The organism is Pseudovibrio exalbescens (assembly GCF_028737195.1).
In the GTDB taxonomy this organism is placed as follows: Bacteria; Pseudomonadota; Alphaproteobacteria; order Rhizobiales; family Stappiaceae; genus Pseudovibrio; species Pseudovibrio zosterae.
This window is the reverse complement of record NZ_JAQZAJ010000001.1, coordinates 131,347-155,787: the sequence shown is the minus strand read 5'-3', so window position 1 is coordinate 155,787 and position 24,441 is coordinate 131,347. Positions and strand designations below refer to the sequence as shown.

The window sequence follows — 24,441 nt, the reverse complement described above, 5'->3', positions numbered from 1 at the left end:
TCAGCGCTCCTTCAACTTCACAGAGGCGTTGTATTTGTTCATCACCGCTGAAATGGTTAGGGAGACCGTCAGGTAGAAAGCCATCAGCAACAACACACATTCCATTTCTCGGCCGGTCTGGTTCAGCGTAATGCCGCCCAGCGTTCCGGTCACGTCCATGTACCCTACTGCAATCGCAAGCGAAGAGTTCTTTGTCAGGTTCAGGAACTGACTGATGAGCGGCGGAATAATGACGCGGAGCGCTTGCGGGAGGATCACCAGGTTCATGGTCCGGTTTGGACGCAAGCCCAGAGCGTAGGCTGCCTCAGTCTGCCCCTTGCTGATTGCCTGAATGCCCGAACGTACGATCTCCGCGATGAATGCACCGGTATAGATCGACAACGCTAGCCACAGAGCAACCAACGAGTTACGCAAATGAATACCCCCTTGGTAATTGAAGCCTTTCAGCTCCGGCGTCTCAAGAGAGATGGGTGACCCAAGAGCAAAGAAGACCACCGTGGTTGGAACCAGAAAAATCGCCAGACTGATCAGGAAAACAGGCGTGATCTGCCCAGTTTCTTCCTGACGCTTGTGCGCCCAACGACGGAAACCCCAGATGGCGGCAAGTGACGCCAAGAAGGTTGCAACAACAATCCAGCCAGTTTCGCCAAGAACCAGAGAGGGTATGTAAAAACCACGGTTTGTCGCGACCACCATGCCGTCAAGCATGGGTTCACTGGCACGCGGACGTGGCAGCACTTCAATAAAGATGGCGTAAAGCAACAGGATTTGCAGCAGCAAAGGAATGTTGCGAACCACCTCAATGTAAACGGACATAAGCCGCGAGATCACAAAATTCTTGGAGAGGCGAAGGACGCCTGCAATCACACCGATGATGGTAGCAAGAATGCACCCGAGCACCGCCACAAGCAGCGTGTTCAATATGCCAACAACGGCTGCCATCCAGTGCGGCGAGCGTGAGTTGTATTCGATGAGCCGCTGATTGATGTCGTAATAGGCCGGCTCAAACAAAAAGCTGAAATTGAAATCCTTACCGAGGGCGGCAAGGTTGGTAATGATGTTGTTAATCAGGTACGCACCAAGCAGCATCACGATAAACAACGCGATGATTTGAATGGTGGTGGACCGATAGCGAGAATCCGTCCACAGCATCCCGAGTCGGAACTTCTCCTCCGGAGAATAGGTCGCTACGCTCATCAGCTGTCCGCTCTTCTTTGTTGTTCTTAGAAAAAAGGCGCTGCAACCGCATCCAACTGCAGCAACAGCGCCCTCTTTTTCAGGTCAGATTAACGGAATGGAGGCGCGTAAAGCAGGCCGCCATCAGTCCACTGAGCATTCAGTCCACGAGCAAGACCAATCTTGGTGTCTTCACCCAGGTTCTGGGAGAACAGCTCGCCGTAGTTGCCCACTGCCTTGATTGCTCTGAGAGCAAACTCGTTGTCCAAGCCGACCATTGCGCCGTATTCACCTTCCGCACCCAGCAGGCGTGCAATCTCGGTGTCGGCACCTGGTGCAGTCGAAGCGGCTTTCTTCTCGTCAGCATTGGCTGCGGTGATGCCCTTTTCTTCTGCGATGATCAGAGAGTTCAAAGTCCAACGAACGATGTCTTCCCATTCGTTGTCACCATGACGAACGAGCGGGCCAAGCGGCTCCTTGGAAATGATCTCTGGAAGGATCACGTGATCTGCCGGGTTTTCGAAGCTGGAACGGCTGGCAGCCAGACCGGACGCATCAGTGGTGTACACATCACATGCGCCTGCAAGGTAATTCTGACGAGCCTCAGTGTTGGTTTCGATTGGCACTGGCTCGTAAGACATGTTGTTCTTGCGGAAGTAATCGGCAAGGTTCAGCTCTGTGGTCGTACCAGTCTGGATACAAACGGTTGCACCGTCCAATTCCTTGGCAGACTCAACGCCTAGCTCCTTTGGAACCATGAAGCCCTGACCGTCGTAGTAGTTCACGCCAATGAATGTGAACTTAAGGTCAGCATCACGGCTGAAGGTCCAGGTGGTGTTACGCGCCAGCATGTCAATCTCGCCAGAAGCGAGTGCAGTAAAGCGTGTCTTACCTGTTGTCGGTACGAACTGAACAGCTGATGGATCGTCAAGAACTGCGGCAGCCACTGCACGGCAAACTGCAACGTCAAACCCCTGCCAATCACCAGCATCGTCAATCTGCGAGAAACCAGCCAGGCCAGTTGATACACCGCAGTTTAGCGTTCCCCGTTCTTTTACTTCCTCTAGAGTGCTCGCAGACGCGGCTGTCATTGCGGCCAGACCGAAGGCGGCACTTAGTGCTACTGGAAGGATGTTGCTTTTCATAGAATTGGGCCTCTTCTCTAGTCCAATTATTAGCTTTTGCATTTTGGCAGACGCAGCAGGCCAAAGACCAAAGGCCAAAGACCGGGAATACGAGGTAGTACCCTTAAAGCCCCCCAATGGCTTCAACTGCCCCTGTGAAAGCATTCGATGACATTTTTCAGGATCGGTCAAGAGGAAATGGCTAGCCTGAACGTCGAACTTTAGGAGACAAACCTCACAGTTAAGTTATTTGAGTGCTTTATGAGGCGATTGCCTTTTTTTAAATCATCATCTGCACAGGTGTTGTGCAATGCAATATTAGCAACACCAACAATATGATTTTCAAAGACCAAATGTATTACTTATGCAGTAATAGAATATTTATAAATAAGTCTTGATTGAATCAAACTATCAATAATTGTGGCGTAAGCATTTACGGCATAAATGCGAACTCTCTCCGAGATTCCACGTAGTACCTGCACAAAAAATACGCAAAAATACAAAGCCCGCCGAAGAGAGCTTCTACGACGGGCCTGTTTCAACATGCGAGAGATCAAAAATTGCTTAGAAACTCGGATCTCTGCGCTTTTCTTTATAGATTAGACGTAAGTTGCGGAAATAAATTACCAGACCGAGCCCTTGACCGAGGATAATTACCGCATCCTTACGCGCGATGCCGTAGGTTAGCAGCAACAGCCCCCCACCGACGGAAAAGAACCAAAAGGCAATCGGCACAATTGACTTGCCGACCCTCTCAGAGGCCAACCACTGCACCAGAAAGCGCATCATGAACATGCCTTGGGCAGCAAGGCCCCAAAACATCCAAAAATCGAGGCGTACGACGAAAACCTCGTACAGCCAATTCCATATGCTCTCAAACACTAAGCCTGCTCCGCAAATTCTCGGCTCTGTACGGCAGGCCGTTCGATTTCAACTTCGCTGATGGACGGCAAGGAACGGCGACGTCTACGCAGCCACCATACGCCATAAAGGTCCAGGATCCCGACTAGTGCGCGATCCCAAATGCCGTAGTTTGAAACGCCATGGCGGCGTTGACGGTCGACGATATCCACGTGAACGACCCCAAAACCCTCACGGATAACCAAAGCAGGCAAAAATCGGTGCCATCCGTCGAAGTAAGGCAGGCGCTTGAACACATCAGTGCGAATGGCCTTCAGACCGCAGCCGCTATCGCGGGTGTTGTCCTTTAGCATCGCCCCGCGCAGTTTGTTGGCTGCCTTGGAAGCATAACGCTTGAAAAGACTGGCCTTGCGACCCAGCCGCTGGCCTGCGGCCAGACCAACAGTCTCACCGCCCGCGTTCAAGGCAGCAAGAAGTTCAGGCATGTAGGCAGGATCGTTTTCGCCGTCGCCATCAATCGTGATGATGATGGCACCACGCGCGTGGCACAGACCGGAGCGTACCGCACAACTTTGCCCGCCGGAACGATCATGCCGCAAAACACGCAGGAAGGTGTTTTCCCTACCGTAATCCTTGAGAACCTCCCCGGTTCCGTCGGTCGAGCCATCATCGACAACCAGTACTTCAAATTGATGGGAGTGAAGTGCTGCAGCAATTTCATCAAGCAAGATGGGGAGATTGTCCCGCTCGTCCTTCGCAGGTATGACCACGCTGATCTCAGGCGCCCCCCGCGTTCTTCCGCCATTCATCACAATATTCCTGTATTCTGTCAGACTGGTCCTCCAATGGGAGCAGCCAATTACTGTGCAGTTTTGGTCTTGGACTTTTCTTTGGATGGCGTACGCACGTGCTCTGCAAATGCAGAAAGCCCCAATGCCATCGAAGTGCTTCCGAACGCAGGAACGATGTTCCCATCAGAACAATACTTGAACCCGATCTGCCGTCGGGCCATCCAGCGCGCGATTGCATAGGACACACAGCCCCCAAGCAGAACGCCTGCAATCACGTCACTGGGATAATGTGCCCCAACCATAATGCGGCTGAAAGCAACCCAGAACCCAAGTACCAGTATCAAGCGCCGATAGGTTGGGAAAATAAGAGCCAGCGCAACCGCACAGGCGGCAACCGACGTGGAGTGCCCGCTGGGCAAGCTGGTGAATTTGCCATGCCAGATGAAGGGGTCAAAGTGGACTGGTCCCACGGTCTCATAGAGCTTCGGACGTGCCCGACCAATGTTCCACTTCAAGATGACGGCCAACAGGCCGCTGCCGAGTACACTGACAAAAACAAAGCCAGCGTAGGTCATCACTATATGGGCACCAAGGCGCGCACGCATTGCCATTACAGCATGGTTTTGAGCCAAAACGGCCAAGAACAACACACCGCTTATGGAAAGCATCCAGTCGGACTTGCCCAAATCAGTTATGTGCCTGAATAACGGGCCATAGCCATCGGGCATCTGCTCCAGCCACGGTGGCACCATGGCATCAAACAGCACGATCGACAGACCAACGAGCATCAAAAGAACTGCGGCCAGATCCTGAGGTTTATGCCCTTCAGGCAGCGGACGACGCAATCGGGAAACACGCCCGCGTCGTGACCTCATCAAACTCAAGACTTGTTTGAACTGAAGGCGCATGCGTTCCAGAACCGCTTTGCCCCAAGAAGCGGCTTGGCCAAAAGCCTTGGCACGCGCACCGCCCTGCGAAGTCCCCCTTAGCTCCTTGCGAAGGTAAGGTGCACTCTCATCTCCTGCCCCGATGCTAATCGCCCTATCCCCCGTTAACGTAGACCCCAATGGTAAGTTGATCACCACCGTTGATGTTCAGTCCGGAAACAGCCCCTGCTTTTTCGAGCTTCACACCAAGATGTCTGGCAGCGTCTTCAAATTGCACAGCGTACTTGCTTTCAACGGTGGCCACTCGGCATCCGTCTCCAGCGTCGTCATTCAGGAATTCTGCGGCAGCACTCGCATTCCCTAGGGTTATATCTGAGTTTAGAAGGAAAACATAGCTCGGCTCATTGAACCCAACTGTAATCACCTGCGGTTTTTCGCAGGATGTGGCAGCCTCAATCTGCGTGACCAGACGAGGCGAAAGCCAGATCGGTTCCAAAGCCGGACCAACGAAAGCCCAGAAGCCAAACAACATGAAGATTGATGAAGCCGCCGCAGGCCAGAACGCCTTGAACACATGGCGCCGCTTCATTTCCCGCGCTGCAATCAATCCAAACAGAGCGCCGATTACCGCAATAATCACGCCGGGAGGCGATGGCCAGGCATTCACGAAAATGGGAAGCGCAACGCTGCCAACTGCCACAAGAACCGGAACGAGAGCCAGCAAGAGCGTCGCGGCCCAATAGAGCCCCGCCCGCTTTGGCAGTTCCAGCTTGTGAATGAGAACGAAACATACGGCGAGAGCCACGGCTGGCAGCGCAGGCATGGTGTAGTGCGGAAGTTTGGTAGAGACCAGTTCAAATACGATCCATGTTGGCACCAGCCAACTGGCAGCAAAGACTATGGCATCCGTCTTCCGCTCCCGCCAAATACCCGGCAAAGCCAACAGAAGGAAAGCAGATAGAGGCCAGAACAAGACCCAGCTCGCGGCCAAATGCGTTAGAGGCGGCGCACCATGACTTTCCTGCCCCGTCGCAACCTTCCCAAGCATATCGCGACCAATGGAGTCAGCGAAAAAGCCCCCATCTGTTGCGATGTAGATGGCCACCAGCCAAGGCAACACAATAGCCAACAGCAGAAGAAGCCCAAGAATTGGGCGTAGGCGCCTGAGCCATGCCACTTCCCGCTTGAAAAGGCACAGACCGGCAACAGTAAAGCCAGAGACCATCAGGATAATCGGCCCCTTGATCAAGGTGCCTGCGCCAAGCGCTATCCAGAACACGAGCGGATATATCCACCTGCTAAACGTGTCTTTGGCGCGCGCAAGCCAGATACGAGCGAGCGCCCCTTGCGCCAGTACAACAGTGGCGAGCAACATGGCATCGGTTTTTGCGAGCCGTGACTCTGTCGTTAAAATAAAGGTCAGGGCCACAAATGCCGCAGAAGTAAATGCAGCAGGTGATGACATGAATGCCATACAGGCCCAATAGGTAAAGAGAACCGCCAGCGTTGCACCAAGTACAGAAACAAGACGGTAAACCCAGATGGGAGCTTCAGCGCCGTATCCCGTCAGCTTCGTCATGCCTGCTTGCAGCCAATAGATGCCAACGGGTTTCTTGTTGCGACGCTCATCAAGGAACTTGATGTTCACGTAGTCGCCGGACTGAACCATCTGTTTGGTGGCCTGCGTGAACCGCGGCTCATCACGGTCAAGTGGCGGTACAGACATCTGCCCTGGCAGGAACACGGCCAAGCAAAGCAGCAGGAGCACCAAAGGAGCAAAAGCACGCGCGCCCACCACCCTCAAACTGCGGGGTGCCTTGTGTACCTCATCGCCACCACCAAGATGTGGCGCGGCTTCCTGGGTTTTCGCCCCTATCATAAACGCTACCCTTACAACTCTAAACACATGGCTTAGAATACGCCTGCCCGGCCGCAACGACACTTCGTAAATAATGTCTAAAGATTCGCAGCAGGCACATAAAACCTGCATCCTGTGGCATTTTATTAAATGTCGAAGCTTTTTCTTCAATCAGTGAATAACTTGGAAAAGCCTGAGGACCATCCCTCTTGTTTTGAGGCAGTGTCATGCTTCCCATTTTCCCGCCACTTTTGTGGGAGAACTGTCACTCCGCTCAAAATTGGGGAGCAGATTGCGGGCACCCCGAACAATCTGAGGTATACAAAAGCGATGAGACAATACGATGGCGTGCCACGCCGTTCACGCACAGCCGCCCTGTGGCTGGCCGCAGCACTGAGTTTGGCCGCTGTTGGTGGATGCTCGTCCATCTCCGGGCTGACAGGCGACGCCCCGGAGATCTATCGGGTTTCCGTGAACGACCAGGAGGCCCTGCAACAGACCAATGCATGGCGCGCAAAGCACGGGCTGGCGGCCTTGAAGCTCGACCCACACCTGAAAGAAGTCTCCCAAGAAATGGCCGATCATGTGGCCTCACGCGACTCTCTCAAGACCAGTCGCCACACTGGCGGCAGTCTGATGCGCCGAACACAGACCAACGGTTATCTGTCAGCCGCAGGCGCAGAAAATCTGGGCGCTGGCTACGCTTCCATCACAGCGGCCATGAACGGGTGGAAGAACTCGAAAGACCACAACAAAAATCTCCTCAACCCCAATGTAACCCACATGGGTATAGCGCGAACCAACCGGAAAGACGGCACCTACCGCAACTTCTGGGTCATGACACTGGCAGCGCCCGTGGACGAACTGCCACAAAGCATGGGGCCCGTGCCCGCGCCAACGGCGAAAACGTCTACAACGCTCTCTTTTTAAGCGGTGTAGGAGCGCCCACAAAATTCAGGGAGGTCCCGCGCCTGCTCTTTACGGCGCGGGGTCACACAACCATATTCACCGGGTAAGAATTTCAAATCTCCGGAGAATATAAATGAGCGAAGGCAGCTCCATCCTGCTTGCAGAGTGGGATACACCGTTTGGTCTCCCTCCCTTTTCAAAATTCAACTCCGATGACTTCTCCAAAGCCTTTGATGAGGCATTGCAGAAAGCGGAAGAAGATGTTGCTGCCATAGCAGCAAACATCGATGCACCAAGCTTCGAGAACACCATTCTTGCGCTAGAGACAGCTGGCCGAGAACTCACTCAAGTTGCTTCTGTTTTCTTCAATCTCTCCGGTTCTCATACCAATCCCACACTTCAGGCAACGGAGCGCGATGTAGCTCCCAAACTGGCGGCGCACAGCTCCAAGATCCTTTTGAATGCGGATATCTTTGCCCGCATCAAAAGCCTCTCCGACAACATTGGCTCTATGGGGCTTGATGCAGAACAAAAACGTGTTGTCGAACGCTATATGGTCAGCTTCACACGCGCGGGTGCAGGCCTTGATGAGGCCTCAAAAAAACGCATGGCCGAAATCACGCAACGCTTGGCCACACTGGGTACTCAGTTTGCGCAAAACGTTCTGGCTGACGAAGCAGACTACAAGCTGGTTCTGAAAACCGAAGCAGATATTGAGGGCTTGCCTCAGTTCCTCATTGATGCTGCCAAGGAAGCAGCGACCGAGCGGGGAGACGAAGGTGCCTATGTCATCACCCTTTCCCGGTCTTCCATTGAACCGTTCCTGCAGTTTTCAAAACGCCGCGATTTGCGCGAGACCGCATTCAAAGCGTGGGCCAGCCGCGGAGAAAAGCCAGGCGACACCAGCAATCTGGAGATTATCAAGGAAACTGTTGCCCTGCGCCAGGAACGAGCCAAACTGCTCGGTTTTGACAGTTTTGCTGCGTTCAAGCTGGACGACACCATGGCAAAAACACCTGCCGCGGTAACTGACCTTCTGGAGAACATCTGGAAGCCAGCACGCGCTCGCGCCCTTGAAGAAGCAGCGGACCTTCAGGAAATGGCGCAATCACAAGGAGATAACCTGGAAATCGCTCCTTGGGACTGGCGCTACTACTCTGAAAAGGTGCGCCAGAAGAAACACGAGCTGGACGAGGAAGAGATCAAACCCTACTTCCAACTCGACAAGATGATTGAGGCGGCCTTCTACACAGCAAACCGCTTGTTTGGCATCTCCTTTAAGGAGATCAGCGATGTGGACCGCTACCACCCCGACATCCGTGTTTACGAAGTGCTGAACGCTGATGGCAGCCATCGCGGCATTTTTATTGGCGACTACTTCGCCCGCACTTCGAAACGGTCCGGCGCTTGGATGAGTGCATTCCGAAAACAACACCGCACCAACGGAGATGTCGCGCCCATCATCGTCAACGTCATGAACTTCTCGAAGGCCCCCGAAGGCGCGCAGACCCTGCTGACCTTTGACGATGCCCGTACTCTGTTTCACGAGTTCGGCCACGCGCTCCATGGTTTGCTCTCGGACGTAACGTATCCGGTGATTTCGGGCACCAGCGTGTCTCGCGACTTCGTGGAACTCCCCTCTCAGCTCTATGAGCATTGGTTGTCAGAGCCAGAGGTTCTTGAACGTTTTGCCGTTCACTACAAGACAGGAGAACCCATACCACAGGCTCTTCTGGACAAGTTGCTGGCGGCAGCAAACTTCAATCAAGGCTTTGCAACAGTGGAGTATCTTGCAACTGCGATGGTTGATATGGCGATCCATAGCGAAGCAAAGGATGACCTTGACCCGCAAACCTTCGAAAAGGAGGTGCTGGAGCGCATAGACATGCCATCACAGATCATCATGCGCCACCGCACGCCGCACCTAGCCCACGCGTTTGCAGGCGATGGCTATTCGGCTGGCTACTACAGCTACATCTGGTCTGAGGTAATGGATGCAGATGCGTTCGAAGCATTCAAGGAAGCTGGTGATCCGTTCCATCCGGAAACCGCGCAGCGCCTTCTGACCGCCATCTACTCAGCGGGTGGAAAGCAGTCTCCAGAACAAGCCTATCTGGATTTCCGTGGCAAAATGCCAAGCATTGAGCCCCTTCTAAAGGGGCGCGGTCTCGCGGAAACCGAGGTGCCAGCTTAAGCCTCGCGCAAGTAAGAATCTGCAAGGTACATCCGGGCGCTGACTTGTCCGCGCCTCTACTGATGCACCAAACTTTAAAGCGAGCTGGGCCCCACCCCTCTCGCTTTTTTTTTAGGTTCTCGACTTGCCGGAGACGCCAAAGACCCGCGCCAGACCGACCAGAAAAACCAACAGCCACCCCATGATCATCATGAAGCCACCCGTTGGCGCTGCCATGGGAAACAGCCGTGTTCCGGAGAAAAACCGGAAGGCCAGATCACCGCAGAAGAGCCCTAGTCCGGCAAAAATGATCAGCAGTGCAAATCCGAGCAATCTTGAGCGAGTGAATGCCAGTGCAAGTCCAAGAGCGATAAATGCGCCAGCATGAAGCATGGTCATCTGCGAGATGGTGGAGAGCAGCTGCGCGCCGACACCATGCGAAGATGCTGCCGCCGACAGGATGGAAATCACGCCACTTGCCCCGCCAAGTGCCAGACCCAGCCCGAGCCCGCCGGATGTCTCGATCTCTCTGGGTTGTTCCATAGTGCCCCCTAGCGTGCGGCGTTCACTCCATTGAACGCCGAAAATGAGTCTGCCATCAACCTTACCAGTAAGGTCCAGAGCATAAACGAAATCAACGCTTCATATCTCGCTTCCCTAAGCCTTGGGGAGAGAGATACGTAAACGCTACTCATGGGTACTGAAAAACACGATACGCTTACTTTAGCCCACCCGTCATGCGAGCCAAAGTTGATGTTGTTGGATCTGCGGCATCCAGAATACGCAACTGGGCTTTCGCCTGCCCTTGCCACGTGTCAATGGAGAGCACACCAGCCAAATGAAGGTTCTTGCCCCGTGCCTCAAGCAAAGCCCGCCCAAGAGGTTGATCTTCAGCCTTGAACGCAATTGCCTTCAGATTCCCTCCATCATTGGTAGCGATTGTCACACGAACATGACCTTTTCCAATAACATCCGCGTACTTAATTCTCACTGAGGGAAAAGCAAAGATGGGTTCCGGGTGAGATGCCCCGTAAGGGCCCGCACGCTCAAGTGTTTCCAAAAGGTCCAGAGTTGCTCCACTCGGTGCAAGCACACCATCTATGGTCAATTCATGATCCTGAGCGGCAATGCCAACCGCCTCTGACAACTGAGCGGACAAAAATGCTTCAACCTCGGCTAGCTTCTCTCGTTTTACTGTCAGGCCGGCAGCCATGGCGTGACCACCGCCCTTCTCCAGCAAGCCCGCTTCAACGGCCGCTCTCACAGCTGCACCCAGATCCACACCGGTGATTGAGCGTCCTGAGCCTGTGCCTACTCCCTCTTCATTAAATGCAATGGCAAAGGATGGACGGCGATAGCGCTCCTTGAGGCGGGAAGCAATGAGACCCACTACGCCCGGATGCCAGTTGTCTGCCCCGGTAAGAAGGATGGCTGGCGGTTCTCCATTGGCATCAAGTTTTTGAAAAGCCTGACCTTCACCTTCCTCAAGCATGATCGCTTCAATTGCCTGACGCTCCTGATTGAGGCGCTCCAGCGTTGCTGCGATGTGCTCTGCTTCTTCACGAGATCCGCTGACAAGCAGCTTCGCTCCAAGCGCGGAATCTCCAATGCGCCCTCCAGCATTGATTCGTGGACCAAGCATGAAGCCAAGATGATACGGCGTTGGTTTGCCATTCACGCGGGAGATATCGGCAAGAGCGGCAAGGCCGACATTGCGACGCTGGTGCATGACCTGAAGCCCCTTGACCACATAAGCGCGGTTCAGGCCCTTCAAAGGCACCACATCACATACAGTCCCCAGAGCGACCAGATCCAACAGGGCCATCAGGTCAGGAAGGTTGGTTACCCCACGCTTGCGCAGTTCGCGGTTTAACGCCACCAGGAACAGGAAGGTCACGCCGACGGCGGCGAGATGCCCTTGACCAGACAGATCATCCTGACGGTTTGGGTTCACCAGTGCGGTAACATCCGGGAAGGTTTCACCCACCTGATGGTGGTCAATAACCACCACTTCCAGCCCCACACGGCGCGCCTCGTCAAAAGCTTCAAACGAGGTACTGCCGCAGTCAACTGTGATCAAAAGGCGCGCACCACCGTCATGGAGCTGCGAAATCGCTGTTGGATTCGGGCCGTAGCCATCAATGATCCGGTCTGGAATATAGAACTGAGGCTCGACATTCAACGCACGGAAATAGCGTAGCAAAAGCGCCGTAGATGTTGCGCCATCCACGTCATAATCGCCAAAGACTGCAAGCGGTGTTCCGGCATGCAGCGCATCAGCGATCCGGGTTGCTGCCTTGTCCATATCCTGCAGGCTGGAAGGATCCGGCATCAGATCCTTGAGGGACGGGTCTAAAAAGCGATCTGCTTCTTCAAGACCAACGTCGCGCCCGATCAGCACCTTCCCCACTACATCAGGCAGGCCGGTGCGCTGAGACAACGCAAGCGCTTGCGCATTCTGTGTGCCATCAATGCGCTCTCGCCAAATGCGCCCTGCTGAAGAGCGGGTTACACCAAGAACGGTCCGTCGTTCGTTTGCATCGCTTAGACTGGTCGCTGTCATGACTATCAGGCTGTGGTGATTCCGGTCAAAAAAGCAAACGGGCGAACACTCAAAGGGTCCGCCCGCTGAACCTGTTGAATAAGACTGGTGAAAATCAGTCTAGATGAAACTTGTCCAGATGGGAGTGCTGCGCAGAGATGTAGCGCACAGTGCCCGTAGTGGAACGCATCACAACCGTGTGGGTGGTGATATGGTTGCGACCGAACTTGACGCCCTTGAGGAAATTGCCGTCCGTAACACCGGTTGCCGCGAAGATCACGTCGCCGCCAGCCATTTCTTCCAGGGTGTACTTGCGATTAATGTCGTCAATGCCCATTCGCTTGGCACGTTCCACCTGCTCATCACGGGTGATGACCAAACGACCTTCCATCTGACCACCGATGCAGCGCAGGGCTGCAGCAGCCAGAACACCTTCTGGAGCACCACCAATACCAACATATAGGTCGATACCGGTCTCTTCCGGATTGGTGGTGTGAATGATGCCTGCAACGTCACCGTCACCAATCAAATAGATGGAAGCGCCGGTTGCACGAATGTCGTCGATGAGCTTGGCGTGACGTGGACGGTCCAACACGCAAACCGTAACATCGGAAACGGAAACGCCCTTGGCCTTGGCTACACGCTCCAGATTCTTCTCGATTGGATCGTCAAGGTTGATCGTACCAACAGGATAACCCGGGCCGATCGCAATCTTGGACATGTAGCTGTCCGGTGCGTTTAGAAGGTCGCCCTCTGGTGCCATCGCGATTACCGCGATGGAATTCGGCATGTTCTTCGCACAAATGGTGGTACCTTCCAGCGGATCAAGCGCGATATCGACCTTGTCGCCGTTCTTGTTTCCCACCTTCTCGCCAATATAGAGCATTGGCGCCTCGTCACGCTCCCCTTCACCGATAACCACGGTGCCATCAATTGGAAGCTGATTGAGCTCGCGGCGCATAGCGTCCACTGCAGCCTGGTCTGCGGCCTTTTCGTCCCCCCGACCCCGCAGTCTTGCAGCTGAAACTGCTGCACGCTCAGTTACACGTGCCAGTTCCAGCGTCAGAATGCGATCCATTACGAAATCATCGTCCGCTTGACTATCAGCCATTTAAACCCTCAAGTTCAGATCACCAGCGCTTCTCGCACCAGCGTTAGTCCAGTTTTTCAATTCGCAGCATCTGCGGAGCGCCTACTGTCACCTTTTCAGCGGCAATCAGTTCCAACGCTTCGCGAATGGCCAGCTCAGTGGTCTCATGCGTGATGAGAATGACCGGCTGGGGCTCCGCCGTTTCCAGCGCTCCTGCCTCGTGTGAGCCAGGTTCGCGGCGGTTCTGCACAATGGATTGAAGTGAAATGTTCTTTTCCGCCATGCGCTGCGCAATCACAGCGAATGCGCCTGGACGGTCATCCACCGCAAGGCGAATATAGTACCCACCTTCATGCAAGCGCATCCGCGCTTTCGTATAGGGCTCTAGAGTTTTCGCGGCTTGTCCAAAGACGGGCATGCCATCTTCGCGCGCAATATCGGCAATGTCAGAGATAACCGATGAGGCGGTTGCATCACCGCCCGCGCCCGGCCCGACCAGCACAACCTCGCCCACCGCATCGCCATCAACAGCGACCGCGTTCAACACACCATCAATGCGTGCAATCGCTGAGTGCTTGGGTACCATGGTTGGATGAACACGCTGCTCAACGCCTGTATCCGTTCGCTGCGCCACACCCAAGAGCTTGATACGATAGCCAAGCTCATCGGCCGCTTGAATATCTTCCGTCGTGATGGAAGTGATGCCTTCCACGTAGATGGATTCGCTGTCGACCTCACACCCAAATGCAAGACTTGTCAGCAGGGACAGCTTGTGTGCTGTGTCAAAACCCTCAATGTCAAAGGTTGGATCAGCTTCTGCATATCCAAGACGCTGCGCATCCGCCAAACATTCAGCGAAGGAAAGCCCCTCCTGCTCCATGCGGGTTAGGATGTAGTTGCAAGTCCCATTCATGATGCCATAGACGCGGGAAACAGAGTTGCCCGCAAGGCTTTCACGCATGGTCTTCACAATCGGAATACCGCCAGCAACCGCTGCTTCATAATTCAAGCTCACGCCCTTCTCTTCCGCCAAACGGGAAAGAGAAACCGCATGTTTTGCGAGCAGGGCCTTGTTGGCCGTAACCACATGTTTGCCCGCTTCAATCGCCGCCCGCACGCTCTCCTCGGCTGAACCACTGTCTCCACCGATGAGTTCCACGAAAACATCGATGGAGGAAGACTTGGCGAGCGCGACCGGATCGTCGAACCATTCAAGATTGGAAAGGTCGACCCCGCGATCCTTTGACCGACTGCGTGCACTTACAGCCGTGACTTCAATGGGACGTCCAGAGCGGTTTTCGAGTTGTTTGGCTTTCGCTTTGACGATGCGCACAACAGAAGCACCCACGGTGCCCAAACCTGCTACGCCCACCCGCAAACAATTCTGCATTGTCTAAGCCTCTATCCTTAGCGTTTTTCTAGTATCTTATTCGGTACCGCTGTTATGGCCGATAGAAGATGTTTCAAAGAAGCGGCGCAAGTTTCTTGCAGCTTGCCGGATGCGCTGCTCGTTCTCGACAAGACCAATACGCACAAAACCCTCGCCATGCTCACCAAAGCCAATACCCGGCGCAACCGCAAGGTCGGCTTTCTCAATGAGCAGCTTGGAAAACTCAAGCGAGCCAAACTTTTGGAACTGCTCAGGAATGGGAGCCCAAGCAAACATGCTCGCTTCCGGCGCAGGTATGGCCCAGCCAGCACGTGCAAAGGCATCAACCAATACATCGCGGCGCTTGCGATAAGTCTCCCGCATTTCGACGATGCAGTCTTCAGGACCATTCAGTGCAGCAGAGGCTGCAACCTGAATAGGCGTGAACGCTCCATAATCGAGGTAGGACTTAACGCGGGCCAAAGCACCAATAAGTCGTTCGTTGCCGACGGCAAAACCCATGCGCCATCCAGGCATGGAGAACGTCTTCGACAAGGATGTGAACTCGACGGCCACATCCATTGCACCCGGCACTTGCAGAATTGATGGCGGCGGGGTGTCTCCGAAGTAGATCTCTGAATAGGCAAGGTCGGAAAGAACAAAGATTTCGTGTTTCCGAGCGAAAGCAACCACATCTCGGTAGAATTCCAAATCCGCGCAGTAAGCGGTCGGGTTGGCCGGATAACACAACACCACAGCTATGGGCTTGGGAATGGAGTGAATGACTGCGCGCTCAAGCGCCTCAAAAACCTCTGGGCCCGGTTCAGCGGGAATGGAGCGCAACGCGCCTCCTGCCATCAAAAAACCAAAGGCGTGAATGGGATAGCTTGGGTTTGGAACGAGCACGACATCACCCGGTGCGGTGATGGCCTGTGCCATGTTAGCAAAACCTTCCTTGGACCCCAGGGTCGCGACGACCTGTGTTTCTGGGTCCAGCTTTACTCCAAAACGGCGGCCGTAATAGGCAGCTTGTGCACGGCGAAGACCAGGGATGCCTTTGGACGCGGAGTAACGATGCGTGCGCGGGTTTTGAACCGTCTCGGTCAGTTTTTCGACAATGTGCTTTGGAGTAGGCAGGTCGGGGTTGCCCATACCCATATCGATGATGTCAGCGCCACCCGCTCGCGCCTTGGCTTTCAGACGATTGACCTGTTCAAAGACATAGGGCGGAAGCCTGCGAGTCTTGTGAAAGTCGTCCATGCCAAGAGCCTCACTTTCTGTATCTGTTTCCTTGCGACTGGCAAATCATCGCTTGAATCATTGAGCTGATGGGCAGGTATGTAGCAGGTGTACGGAAGATTTGCATGGCTTTTAGCGTTCTTCCAGCAGCATTTTTTCAATATATCAGCACGCAAACGCCCGCACAAAGGCGGGCGTTTGCAGAACATAAGACAAAAGGCTAGTTCTTAGCAGGTGAACTAAACCATCCCCTACTGGGCTTCGCTTCCTTGGGATGCAATCGCCTTCAGCTCTTCAATATCGGAGGTAGGTGTTTGTGCTTCTTGAGCGCGGCGCTTGTTCTCTGCAGAAATCGCAAGGAGCTGGCTTTCAGTGGCCAAACGCTGCTCTTGGGACATCAGCGTTGCGCGCTGCTCGTCGGATAACACGGAAGCTCGTTGTGCAGCTGTTGGCTCCAACGCTTCATAAACAGTCATGGACTCGCCAAACGCACAAGCGCCCAGCAAGCTGAGGAGGCCAATTACTGGCAGGAGTTTGCACACACGTTTCATTGCGTTTTTTTACCTTTGAGGACCACGTGGTCTCCCCGCAGACCAAACTTGTTTTTGATTTTACACTGAAAGGTGATGCCTATTAACTTCTGCAACCCTTCAAACAGACGTCATGCTCTTACCCTAGACTGATGGGAAGTGCAAACGTCTCAAAGCAACCAATTACATAAAATACGCATCAAATATTTATAATCGATAAATATACCTAACAGACGAGAAATGAAGTCCATTTGCCTGTAAACCATGTGTCTACTGCGCACCCATTCCCATCGACGCTCCGGAACATTCAACTAAAAGCAAATCGCATCTTTGCGTCAAAGCCCCTATAATTTGGCATTATAAAAAGAAGAAGATCACTCAGTTTCGGAATACCGACAGTGCGCGCGTTCTCATTCCTGCGCGGCAAGGGAGGAATAGCACCCGCATTTACGTGAGGCAGTTGGCTATGGGGAAAATCGAAGCAGATGTCCAACGAGCAGAACAATCCATTATTGCAATACATTTTTAATAACCCCGAGGAGTTTGCGCGCAATCTGACCAAGATCGCAGAGCAAGGCGGGAAAGCGCTGGCAGCATATCTTGAGCCGCGCGAAAAAGGACAGGTGCGAGACGAAACCCCGGAAGAGTTGGGGTTGGCAGTAAAGACACTTGCCGAGGTCGGCGAGTACTGGATGAAAGATCCGGCACGCGCTATTGAGGCCCAGACACGATTGTGGGCTGGCTATATGCAGATCTGGAACAATACGCTCAAACGGATGGCCGGGGAACCATCGCAACCTGCCATCTCCCCGTCCCCTCGAGACAAGCGTTTCAAAGACACAGAATGGGACGAGAACCAGTTCTTTGACTTTGTCAAACAGATGTATCTTCAGACAACAGAATGGGCGGAACACCTTGTCGATGGCGCGACGGACCTTGACGATCACACCCGCCACAAGGCTGCATTTTATGTCCGCCAGATTACCAACGCCATGTCGCCCTCCAACTTCATCCTAACCAACCCAGAGCTGTTGCGTGAGACCATGTCTTGCAACGGTGAAAATCTGGTACGCGGAATGGAGCTGCTGACGGAAGACATCAAGGCAGGCAACGGCGAAGTAAAGCTGCGCCAGTCTGACCCTACCAGCTTCGAGATCGGCAAGAACGTCGCAAACACCCCCGGCAAGGTGATTGCCGAGAACGACGTGTGCCAGCTTATTCAGTATGAACCTGTAACCGAGCAAGTGTTCAAGCGCCCTCTCCTTGTCGTGCCACCTTGGATCAACAAGTACTACATTCTGGATTTGAATGAGGAGAAGTCATTCATCAAATGGATGGTGGAACAAGGCCACACGGTCTTCGTGATCTCATGGGTCAATCCGGACGAACGTCAGGCGAAAAAGAGCTTCGAGCACTACATGAAGGAAGGCATCTTCATGGCGCTCGATACAATCAAGAAGACCACCCAGCAAGACAGTGTAAACGCCGTCGGCTACTGCGTGGGCGGCACTTTGCTGGCTGTCACGCTCGCTTATCTGGCCCACAAGGGTGAGGCAGAACGTATCGCCAGCGCAACCTTCCTGACAACTCAGGTTGACTTTACTTATGCCGGAGACCTGAAGGTCTTCGTGGATGAGGATCAGATCAAGGTCCTTGAAGATCGCATGAACAAACAGGGGTATCTGGACGGAAGTAAAATGGCGACCGCCTTCAACATGCTTCGCTCCAACGATCTTATCTGGCCCTACGTGATCAATAACTACATTCGCGGCAAGGAGCCCTTCCCGTTTGATCTGCTCTACTGGAACTCCGACGCCACCCGCATGCCAGCTGCAAACCACTCATTCTACCTGAGAAACTGCTATCTGACGAACAATCTCGCAAAGGGCGAACTGGAGATTGACGGGGTGAAAGTTGACCTGAAAGACGTGTCTGTTCCGGTCTATAATCTGGCCACCCGAGAGGATCACATCGCACCGGCAAAGTCAGTCCTTAAAGGCTCTCATTGTTTTGGCGGCCCGGTCGAATATGTACTCGCAGGGTCCGGCCACATTGCCGGGGTGGTGAACCCACCCGCTAAGAACAAGTATCAGTACTGGACCAACAAAGGCCTTATGGAAGACATCAACGCGTGGCTCGACTCGGCAGATGAACATCCCGGCTCATGGTGGCCCCACTGGCAGCAGTGGATCCAGACTCAGGACGACACTCTGGTGAAAGCCCGCAAACCGGGCGCAAGACGTACCAAAATTTTGGAGGACGCGCCGGGAAGCTATGTTAAGGTAAGGGCCTAGAGGCAATTGCCCCGCGTTATGCGCGGGGCTTCCATCCAACGGCACCCGCCGAGCATAGTTTAAAGATGAGGTTCTTCTGGTGTTGCGCGCCCCCAAGCAGCCTTTTGACAAAAGCAAACAACAGCTCCCTGTCGGGCAAATCAAACTACTCGGCATGAACGACAGGACTTGGGAACGCCACGCAAGCGGATGGAGCGTATGGTCTCGCGCAGCTACACTTCCGGTCCTCGTTGCAGCCATCTGGCTTCACACCACTGTCGGCTGGGTGTGGTCGACAGCCATGTTGCTGGCGGTTGTGTTCTGGTTGTGGGCTAATCCACGCTTGTTCAATCCCCCCAGGCGCACGGATACTTGGCACGCAAAAGCGACCTTCGGCGAGCGGATTTGGCTCAATCAGCGTGCTGTTCCAATCCCTGCAAAGATCAATGGCAAAGCGATAGCTTTATCCCTTCTGTCAGGCCTTGGTTTTCTAATGGCAATCATTGGTGCAGTCGGAAACGAGATCACCATGACAATCGCGGGCGTCCTGCTCACATACGGAGCGAAATTCACCTTCCTCAATGTAATGGTGAAGCTTTACGGCGAGATGCAAAACGCTCACCCGGTTTACAAGTCATGGCTTAGAACTCCGGAAAACGACAACTCGCCAACCACGGCGAAAAAGACCAACGCCATCTCCCGCTCCTGACACTCAATTTTTCTGCAGTTTTCGATTGATGAACCATGCATCGAATTTGGACAGATGCGGCCATACGGGATTGTAGCCGCGCTCGTTCAAGAAGCGTGCGACGGCCTCCCGCTTTTCCGGGACGTAGTTATGCTCAACGCATATGAACTCAAATTCTCGGCGAGCAAAATCAATGCCTTCCAGAACGTGGATCTCGCTTCCCTCGGTGTCGACGCTCAAGAAATCTATTGCATCAGGCGCATTGTTTTCTTTCAAGACCGTTTCCAAACGAACCGTTTGAACCTCCATGATCTTTCCAGTACGCGTGTGATGATCATCTTCCGCAAAGGGCAGTAAGGTAGATAGCTGAACCCCTTCCACAGCAAGAAACTCCATCACTTCATCGTCTGTGTGCCATGCGGCACGCGGATCAAGTGGCGCAATGCGGCGACTACGAATTGCCTCCGTCACAGTTGGATTGGGTTCAATCAGCAAACCACGCCATCCCAACGTATGCTCCATAAAGTAGGTATTGGAGGAATTCACGCCATCGCCTAACCCAACTTCAACGAAGTATCCCGGACGTTGCATGGACTCAGGGCAGTGCGCAAAATAGACGAGATCCTGAAAAATCTCAGCTCGTGTCTCCCCGTGATGCCTCTCGGCAAGAGCTGCGAAGCGCTCACTCTCCAGGCCTAGTAAAAGACCGCTCTCAAACTTGGACACAAGATGGGATTCAGGATGAACCATAAGATAAAGCTGCCTGAGCGCGGCCGTGTTCTCCGGGTCAAGCTTCAAGCAGTACTCCACCAGACGGCGGGAGTGCCCTTGAGACGCAACAGCCCAAACCAAAGCGGATAAAAACCGACGCAATATGCTCTCCGCGCTATACAACCTCATACCCTATCAGTATTGCCAGCTTTCGGAGCAACAAAATACTCCCGATTATTGGAGTGAAACCCGATGGACAGAATGAAGACCGCAATATTTCCTCTGTTTTAGTGCATGTAATACCCACCAAAACACTGACCTCATTCCGAGCACAACTTCTAGCTACATTTCGATTTGAATCACTTCCGTAAAACGTCATCGCAACATAGTGAGTTCCCATGAAACGCCATTGGCACGCTGCGGCCTCCGCCTTCGCGGCACTGTTTACCGTCTCAGCAACCGCGGCACTGTTTACCGTCTCAGCAACCGCGGCCACTGAATTGGATCTGAAGCGAGAAGATGGCTCACAGATCACGATGTATCTGGAACGCAGCCAGAAGGAAGCCAAGGCTGACCTACTTGTTTTGATACAAGGCTCTGACTGCAACAGCGTCGCGCACAACACCCTGATCAATCAAAAGTTCTCAGAGGTTCTACCCGGTGCAGATGTTCTGACCATTGAGAAATATGGCATTACATCGCACCTTCCATGGGATCGCAGTGGCGAGAGGGAGGACTGCCCCGCTGCCTATTTGCAGAATGATAGCCTCGCTCAGCGGACTTCCGACTACCTAAAAGTGCTCGATCAACTCGCGGAAAGAGCTACCTATGAGAACATTGTCCTATTGGGGGGAAGTGAAGGCGCTGTCATTGCGAACATCATTGCTGCAAGAGCAGACTATGTGTCCGCAAGCGTAGCACTCAACGGTGGCGGACGTTTTTTCAAAGATGATGTGCTCGCGAGCATGAAAAATTCCGGAATGCCTGAGCACGCCTATGAGCAGGCCAAACAAGGCTTCAACCAGTTTGCGGCGCAAGTCCTGGAGGGAAAGCCGTTTCCGGTATCCATGAGCCTTCATGGATACAGATGGTGGCACTCGGTCCTCAGTGCCGATCAGCTGGAAATACTGGGCGACGTGGGCACCCCCACCCTGATCGTACAAGGTACAGCAGACAAAAATGTAGATGTTGCTGCCACGGGCGAAATGATCTCTGAACTCCGCCACAAAGGCGCTACCAACATCACCTATCTCGCCTATGAGGGCATGGGCCACCACTTCCAGCGGGATGACAACACGTCCGCCCTACCGAACCTCATTGCCGACATACAAAGCTGGCTGAATGCTGCTCTCTCAAACTGATCTTGAGAGCACCAACAAAAAAGGGCACCCGAAAGGTGCCCTTTTGAAAATCTGCGAGAGTTCTTGAAGCTTAACGCTTGGAGAACTGGAAGGAACGACGTGCCTTTGCACGGCCGTACTTCTTACGCTCAACAACGCGGCTATCGCGTGTGAGGAAGCCTTCCTTCTTCAGGATGCTGCGCAGCTCTGGCTCGTAGTGGGTCAGAGCCTTGGAGATGCCGTGACGAACAGCACCAGCCTGACCGGACAGACCACCACCGGTTACGGTGACGGTGATGTCGTACTGGCCATCGCGGTCAGTCAGCATGATTGGCTGACGCAGGATCAGCTGAAGCACTGGACGAGCAAAATATTCGTTGAACTCTTTTTTGTTCACGGTGATTTTGCCGGTGCCTGGCTTGATCCATACACGCGCGATTGCGTCCTTACGCTTACCGGTTGCGTAGGCACGGCCCTGAGCGTCCAGCTTCTGAACGTGAACAGGAGCGTCGTTCTCAGTTGGGGCGATTGCTTCGCCCAGTTCCTCTAGGGACTGCAGCTCAGACATAAATTAAGCCCTCTTTGCGTTCTTGGCATTCATGCTCTTAACGTCAACCGTTTCAGGCTGCTGAGCTTCATGCGGATGTTCACTACCAGCGTATACACGCAGGTTCTTCAGCTGCTTGTTGCTGAGTGGGCCACCTGGCATCATGCGCTGAACAGCCTTTTCCAGAACGCGTTCTGGGAAACGACCTTCGATGATTGCGCGAGCGGTACGCTCTTTGATGCCGCCTGGATGACCTGTGTGCCAGTAGTACTTCTTGTTCTCGTACTTCTTGCCGGTCAGGACGACCTTGTCAGCGTTCACGATGATGACGTTGTCGCCATCGTCGATGTGTGGTGTGAAGGTCGGCTTGTGCTTGCCGCGCAGACGGTTTGCTACGAAAGCCGCGAGACGGCCAACGACAACACCTTCAGCGTCGATCAAGATCCACTTTTTCTCGACCTCTGCCACCTTGGTAGAGTGAGTCTTCATTATTCTGTACCGTGTTGGACAGTTGAAATTCAGGCAAGGCACTGGAAACGCCCGAGAGCAGAGTGCCTCTTCGGGATGGGGTGATACGCGCAAACGGACAGAGCGTCAAGCACAAATTTCAACAGTACCCAAACGAAAACCATTTAAAATCAGCATCTTATAAAAATGGTATTATAATACCACACTTTTTCCATGCGTTTTGACACCCTCTGGAGGCATTATCCACCTACGGGCCCCCTAATTCCTTACCCGTTATCACACTCCATAAATCGTGAAGTAGGCTTTCATGGGCAATCTGCGCTAAGCTATGCGGATGAAACTGAGACATCTCATCATCATGTGCCTCATTGCGTCCACTGCCCCGGCGACGGCAGAAATCTTCCGCCCGCCGCCTGCCAAAGAGGGCTACTCCTATCCGGAATGCTATTGCACCAATCGCGGGCAGCGGATTGAGATTGGCGAGCATACTTGCCTGCGCATTGGCAAGAAGCAGATTTGGGCCCTCTGTGACATGTCTTTGAACAGCCCTATTCTGCGCCACCTTCATGAAGGCTGCCCAACTGCATTGCTAAACGCACCAAGCAATACTGTTGACCGACCAGCCAACTGACATTGCCTTCGCTGGCTTCTGGGCCTCAGACAAACAAGCCCATCACACCGCTGGCTACCGCAGCTACTTGCTGAAGCGCTGCGTTAAACGGTGCGTCATGAACCATCCAGTCCAATGCAAAAACTGCCAGATAATAGCTCGCACCCCGAAACATGATGCGGAACTCTGACCACGATATCGGCATGTAGGACACCGGCATGTAGAGCCCCCAGCTACCCTTACCTATCACCGTTGTCGTGAAGCTGTTTGCCAGAACCAGATTGAAGAACACCAGCGTTGAAAACACCACTGGCATGCTGAGAATTTCTGTTTCTTGGTAGAACCATGTCTCGCGGAATGCCGCCATGTAACGGGGCACCTCAGGGATATAGAGATCCCAAACCAACGGCATGGCCAGTACCAGCAAGCCATTCAGCGCCAGAAAGAGGATGTAGAGGCCACTTGCAGACCAGGAAACCGCACGAAACGGCCAAAAGGCCATACGCACTCCGAAACGCCAGATTGTACTCATAACTCAAAAACTACGCCCACTCACCATGCCGAAAACCGGCAGGATCTCCCATACTCATTACTAGAGCAGCAAACGTGATTCTGATTACCATAGTTAAACCGTGGTCAATTCAACCGAGCAGACTACACAGGTTTATGGTGAGTACAGCCGCCCTGCTTCGTTCACTCCTGAGGAGGAATTGAGTAGGTCGACGTCGCGTGGGCAATCATCTCGCCGCCCCCTTGTGGCATGATTTCACAATCAGTCACGACAAGGCGTTTTCCGAGCTTGATGATCCGGCAGGTTGCCACAAGGACCCCCGCCTCTGCTTTTCGCAGGAAATTTATGTTGAGATTGGTTGTCACCGCGAGCGCCTTCGGCCCGACGTTGCCCAAAATTGCCGCATAGCTCGCAAAATCTGCAAGCGTCATCAGTGTTGGACCAGAAACGGTCCCACCCGGTCGCAGCTGCTGTTCACCCGCCGTCACGAGGACAACAGCTTTTTTATCTTCAATGGCCTCGACCTGATAAATGCGACCTTGAGCATGCATCTGAGGAAACACGTTATCCAGAAAACGTGTCACCTCTTCAGCGCTCATTAGTTGGTGGTCCATGAGCCCCTCCTCCCACGACAATGTTAGCTATGACAAAATCTACGTAGTTACACCAGTCAAACAAAGGGCGTATTTTGGGAGAGCAGACAGTTTAGCCCTTGAACATAGCAAAACGATATTTGGCAGCAGC

Annotated in this window: 23 protein-coding genes; 6 read left to right on the top strand and 17 right to left on the bottom strand. The window is 53.6% G+C overall.

The window, feature by feature from the left end; genetic code table 11:
- From PUV47_RS00770 to PUV47_RS00745, 6 genes are all read right to left on the bottom strand, one after another.
- Nucleotides 1–1,197 carry an amino acid ABC transporter permease gene (locus tag PUV47_RS00770; protein ID WP_274216539.1) on the bottom strand — a complete coding sequence of 399 codons (1,197 nt, stop codon included), beginning with the start codon at nucleotides 1,195–1,197 and terminating at the stop codon, nucleotides 1–3.
- Between the two features lie 89 nt (nucleotides 1,198–1,286).
- A complete protein-coding gene (locus PUV47_RS00765) occupies nucleotides 1,287–2,321 on the bottom strand; it encodes an amino acid ABC transporter substrate-binding protein (RefSeq protein WP_274216538.1) in 1,035 nt (344 codons plus the stop codon).
- A 543-nt stretch (nucleotides 2,322–2,864) separates the two neighbouring features.
- Nucleotides 2,865–3,122: a lipid-A-disaccharide synthase N-terminal domain-containing protein gene (locus PUV47_RS00760; RefSeq protein WP_274217402.1), complete on the bottom strand. Its 258-nt coding sequence runs from the start codon at nucleotides 3,120–3,122 to the stop codon at nucleotides 2,865–2,867.
- Between the two features lie 59 nt (nucleotides 3,123–3,181).
- A complete protein-coding gene (locus tag PUV47_RS00755; RefSeq protein ID WP_274216536.1) occupies nucleotides 3,182–3,970 on the bottom strand; it encodes a glycosyltransferase family 2 protein in 789 nt (262 codons plus the stop codon).
- 50 nt (nucleotides 3,971–4,020) lie between these two features.
- Nucleotides 4,021–4,827 (bottom strand): phosphatase PAP2 family protein, encoded by an 807-nt coding sequence (locus PUV47_RS00750; RefSeq protein WP_274216535.1) that lies wholly within the window; start codon nucleotides 4,825–4,827, stop codon nucleotides 4,021–4,023.
- 166 nt (nucleotides 4,828–4,993) lie between these two features.
- Nucleotides 4,994–6,718 carry an ArnT family glycosyltransferase gene (locus tag PUV47_RS00745; RefSeq protein ID WP_274216534.1) on the bottom strand — a complete coding sequence of 575 codons (1,725 nt, stop codon included), beginning with the start codon at nucleotides 6,716–6,718 and terminating at the stop codon, nucleotides 4,994–4,996.
- A 309-nt stretch (nucleotides 6,719–7,027) separates the two neighbouring features.
- On the opposite strand from PUV47_RS00745, the gene PUV47_RS00740 reads away from it, so the two are divergent.
- Nucleotides 7,028–7,627, top strand: a complete 600-nt coding sequence (locus PUV47_RS00740; RefSeq protein ID WP_274216533.1) for a CAP domain-containing protein — start codon at nucleotides 7,028–7,030, stop codon at nucleotides 7,625–7,627.
- Nucleotides 7,628–7,739: 112 nt separating this feature from the next.
- Nucleotides 7,740–9,800, top strand: coding sequence for a M3 family metallopeptidase (locus tag PUV47_RS00735; RefSeq protein ID WP_274216532.1), 2,061 nt, complete (start codon nucleotides 7,740–7,742; stop codon nucleotides 9,798–9,800).
- Between the two features lie 111 nt (nucleotides 9,801–9,911).
- On the opposite strand, the gene PUV47_RS00730 is transcribed toward PUV47_RS00735, so the two are convergent.
- The 6 genes from PUV47_RS00730 to PUV47_RS00705 form a co-directional block, all read right to left on the bottom strand.
- A complete protein-coding gene (locus PUV47_RS00730) occupies nucleotides 9,912–10,322 on the bottom strand; it encodes a DUF423 domain-containing protein (protein WP_274216530.1) in 411 nt (136 codons plus the stop codon).
- Between the two features lie 175 nt (nucleotides 10,323–10,497).
- On the bottom strand, nucleotides 10,498–12,342 hold the full coding sequence (gene recJ, locus PUV47_RS00725; RefSeq protein ID WP_274216529.1) for a single-stranded-DNA-specific exonuclease RecJ: 1,845 nt from the start codon (nucleotides 12,340–12,342) through the stop codon (nucleotides 10,498–10,500).
- A gap of 94 nt (nucleotides 12,343–12,436) precedes the next feature.
- Complete coding sequence (glpX, locus tag PUV47_RS00720; protein ID WP_274216528.1) at nucleotides 12,437–13,432, bottom strand: class II fructose-bisphosphatase; 996 nt, start codon at nucleotides 13,430–13,432, stop codon at nucleotides 12,437–12,439.
- Nucleotides 13,433–13,475: 43 nt separating this feature from the next.
- Nucleotides 13,476–14,801, bottom strand: coding sequence for a homoserine dehydrogenase (locus PUV47_RS00715; protein WP_274216527.1), 1,326 nt, complete (start codon nucleotides 14,799–14,801; stop codon nucleotides 13,476–13,478).
- 36 nt (nucleotides 14,802–14,837) lie between these two features.
- A complete protein-coding gene (locus PUV47_RS00710) occupies nucleotides 14,838–16,040 on the bottom strand; it encodes an LL-diaminopimelate aminotransferase (protein WP_274216526.1) in 1,203 nt (400 codons plus the stop codon).
- 230 nt (nucleotides 16,041–16,270) lie between these two features.
- Entirely contained in the window at nucleotides 16,271–16,570 is a 300-nt protein-coding gene (locus PUV47_RS00705; RefSeq protein ID WP_274216525.1) for a hypothetical protein, read from the bottom strand.
- 464 nt (nucleotides 16,571–17,034) lie between these two features.
- Here PUV47_RS00705 and PUV47_RS00700 point away from each other — a divergent pair, with 464 nt between their 5' ends.
- Both PUV47_RS00700 and PUV47_RS00695 read left to right on the top strand, forming a co-directional pair.
- Entirely contained in the window at nucleotides 17,035–18,843 is a 1,809-nt protein-coding gene (locus PUV47_RS00700; protein WP_274216524.1) for a PHA/PHB synthase family protein, read from the top strand.
- A 154-nt stretch (nucleotides 18,844–18,997) separates the two neighbouring features.
- The gene (locus tag PUV47_RS00695) at nucleotides 18,998–19,531 is read left to right on the top strand and encodes a DUF6653 family protein (protein ID WP_274216523.1); all 534 of its coding nucleotides are present in this window, start codon (nucleotides 18,998–19,000) and stop codon (nucleotides 19,529–19,531) included.
- Nucleotides 19,532–19,534: 3 nt separating this feature from the next.
- Here the strand turns inward: PUV47_RS00695 and PUV47_RS00690 are convergent, their stop codons facing one another.
- The gene (locus tag PUV47_RS00690) at nucleotides 19,535–20,383 is read right to left on the bottom strand and encodes an FkbM family methyltransferase (protein WP_274216522.1); all 849 of its coding nucleotides are present in this window, start codon (nucleotides 20,381–20,383) and stop codon (nucleotides 19,535–19,537) included.
- Nucleotides 20,384–20,619: 236 nt separating this feature from the next.
- Here PUV47_RS00690 and PUV47_RS00685 point away from each other — a divergent pair, with 236 nt between their 5' ends.
- On the top strand, nucleotides 20,620–21,582 hold the full coding sequence (locus tag PUV47_RS00685; RefSeq protein WP_274216521.1) for an alpha/beta hydrolase family protein: 963 nt from the start codon (nucleotides 20,620–20,622) through the stop codon (nucleotides 21,580–21,582).
- Between the two features lie 70 nt (nucleotides 21,583–21,652).
- Here PUV47_RS00685 and rpsI read toward each other — a convergent pair whose 3' ends face one another.
- Nucleotides 21,653–22,129 carry a 30S ribosomal protein S9 gene (gene rpsI, locus PUV47_RS00680; protein ID WP_274216520.1) on the bottom strand — a complete coding sequence of 159 codons (477 nt, stop codon included), beginning with the start codon at nucleotides 22,127–22,129 and terminating at the stop codon, nucleotides 21,653–21,655.
- Nucleotides 22,130–22,132: 3 nt separating this feature from the next.
- The gene (rplM, locus tag PUV47_RS00675; RefSeq protein ID WP_274216519.1) at nucleotides 22,133–22,597 is read right to left on the bottom strand and encodes a 50S ribosomal protein L13; all 465 of its coding nucleotides are present in this window, start codon (nucleotides 22,595–22,597) and stop codon (nucleotides 22,133–22,135) included.
- A gap of 313 nt (nucleotides 22,598–22,910) precedes the next feature.
- On the opposite strand from rplM, the gene PUV47_RS00670 reads away from it, so the two are divergent.
- Nucleotides 22,911–23,207: a hypothetical protein gene (locus PUV47_RS00670; RefSeq protein ID WP_274216518.1), complete on the top strand. Its 297-nt coding sequence runs from the start codon at nucleotides 22,911–22,913 to the stop codon at nucleotides 23,205–23,207.
- Between the two features lie 25 nt (nucleotides 23,208–23,232).
- Here PUV47_RS00670 and PUV47_RS00665 read toward each other — a convergent pair whose 3' ends face one another.
- Nucleotides 23,233–23,688, bottom strand: coding sequence for a hypothetical protein (locus PUV47_RS00665; protein WP_274216517.1), 456 nt, complete (start codon nucleotides 23,686–23,688; stop codon nucleotides 23,233–23,235).
- A 191-nt stretch (nucleotides 23,689–23,879) separates the two neighbouring features.
- Nucleotides 23,880–24,311 carry a PaaI family thioesterase gene (locus PUV47_RS00660; RefSeq protein ID WP_274216516.1) on the bottom strand — a complete coding sequence of 144 codons (432 nt, stop codon included), beginning with the start codon at nucleotides 24,309–24,311 and terminating at the stop codon, nucleotides 23,880–23,882.
- Nucleotides 24,312–24,441: the final 130 nt, after the last annotated feature.

Bases quoted from the DNA above. Each gene is read 5' to 3' on its own strand.
- PUV47_RS00770 (WP_274216539.1), bottom strand. From the start codon at position 1,197: ATGAGCGTAGCGACCTATTCTCCGGAGGAGAAGTTCCGACTCGGGATG.
- PUV47_RS00765 (WP_274216538.1), bottom strand. From the start codon at position 2,321: ATGAAAAGCAACATCCTTCCAGTAGCACTAAGTGCCGCCTTCGGTCTG.
- PUV47_RS00760 (WP_274217402.1), bottom strand. From the start codon at position 3,122: ATGTTTTGGGGCCTTGCTGCCCAAGGCATGTTCATGATGCGCTTTCTG.
- PUV47_RS00755 (WP_274216536.1), bottom strand. From the start codon at position 3,970: ATGAATGGCGGAAGAACGCGGGGGGCGCCTGAGATCAGCGTGGTCATA.
- PUV47_RS00750 (WP_274216535.1), bottom strand. From the start codon at position 4,827: ATGAGGTCACGACGCGGGCGTGTTTCCCGATTGCGTCGTCCGCTGCCT.
- PUV47_RS00745 (WP_274216534.1), bottom strand. From the start codon at position 6,718: ATGATAGGGGCGAAAACCCAGGAAGCCGCGCCACATCTTGGTGGTGGC.
- PUV47_RS00740 (WP_274216533.1), top strand. From the start codon at position 7,028: ATGAGACAATACGATGGCGTGCCACGCCGTTCACGCACAGCCGCCCTG.
- PUV47_RS00735 (WP_274216532.1), top strand. From the start codon at position 7,740: ATGAGCGAAGGCAGCTCCATCCTGCTTGCAGAGTGGGATACACCGTTT.
- PUV47_RS00730 (WP_274216530.1), bottom strand. From the start codon at position 10,322: ATGGAACAACCCAGAGAGATCGAGACATCCGGCGGGCTCGGGCTGGGT.
- recJ (WP_274216529.1), bottom strand. From the start codon at position 12,342: ATGACAGCGACCAGTCTAAGCGATGCAAACGAACGACGGACCGTTCTT.
- glpX (WP_274216528.1), bottom strand. From the start codon at position 13,432: ATGGCTGATAGTCAAGCGGACGATGATTTCGTAATGGATCGCATTCTG.
- PUV47_RS00715 (WP_274216527.1), bottom strand. From the start codon at position 14,801: ATGCAGAATTGTTTGCGGGTGGGCGTAGCAGGTTTGGGCACCGTGGGT.
- PUV47_RS00710 (WP_274216526.1), bottom strand. From the start codon at position 16,040: ATGGACGACTTTCACAAGACTCGCAGGCTTCCGCCCTATGTCTTTGAA.
- PUV47_RS00705 (WP_274216525.1), bottom strand. From the start codon at position 16,570: ATGAAACGTGTGTGCAAACTCCTGCCAGTAATTGGCCTCCTCAGCTTG.
- PUV47_RS00700 (WP_274216524.1), top strand. From the start codon at position 17,035: ATGTCCAACGAGCAGAACAATCCATTATTGCAATACATTTTTAATAAC.
- PUV47_RS00695 (WP_274216523.1), top strand. From the start codon at position 18,998: ATGAACGACAGGACTTGGGAACGCCACGCAAGCGGATGGAGCGTATGG.
- PUV47_RS00685 (WP_274216521.1), top strand. From the start codon at position 20,620: ATGAAACGCCATTGGCACGCTGCGGCCTCCGCCTTCGCGGCACTGTTT.
- rpsI (WP_274216520.1), bottom strand. From the start codon at position 22,129: ATGTCTGAGCTGCAGTCCCTAGAGGAACTGGGCGAAGCAATCGCCCCA.
- rplM (WP_274216519.1), bottom strand. From the start codon at position 22,597: ATGAAGACTCACTCTACCAAGGTGGCAGAGGTCGAGAAAAAGTGGATC.
- PUV47_RS00670 (WP_274216518.1), top strand. From the start codon at position 22,911: ATGAAACTGAGACATCTCATCATCATGTGCCTCATTGCGTCCACTGCC.
- PUV47_RS00665 (WP_274216517.1), bottom strand. From the start codon at position 23,688: ATGGCCTTTTGGCCGTTTCGTGCGGTTTCCTGGTCTGCAAGTGGCCTC.
- PUV47_RS00660 (WP_274216516.1), bottom strand. From the start codon at position 24,311: ATGGACCACCAACTAATGAGCGCTGAAGAGGTGACACGTTTTCTGGAT.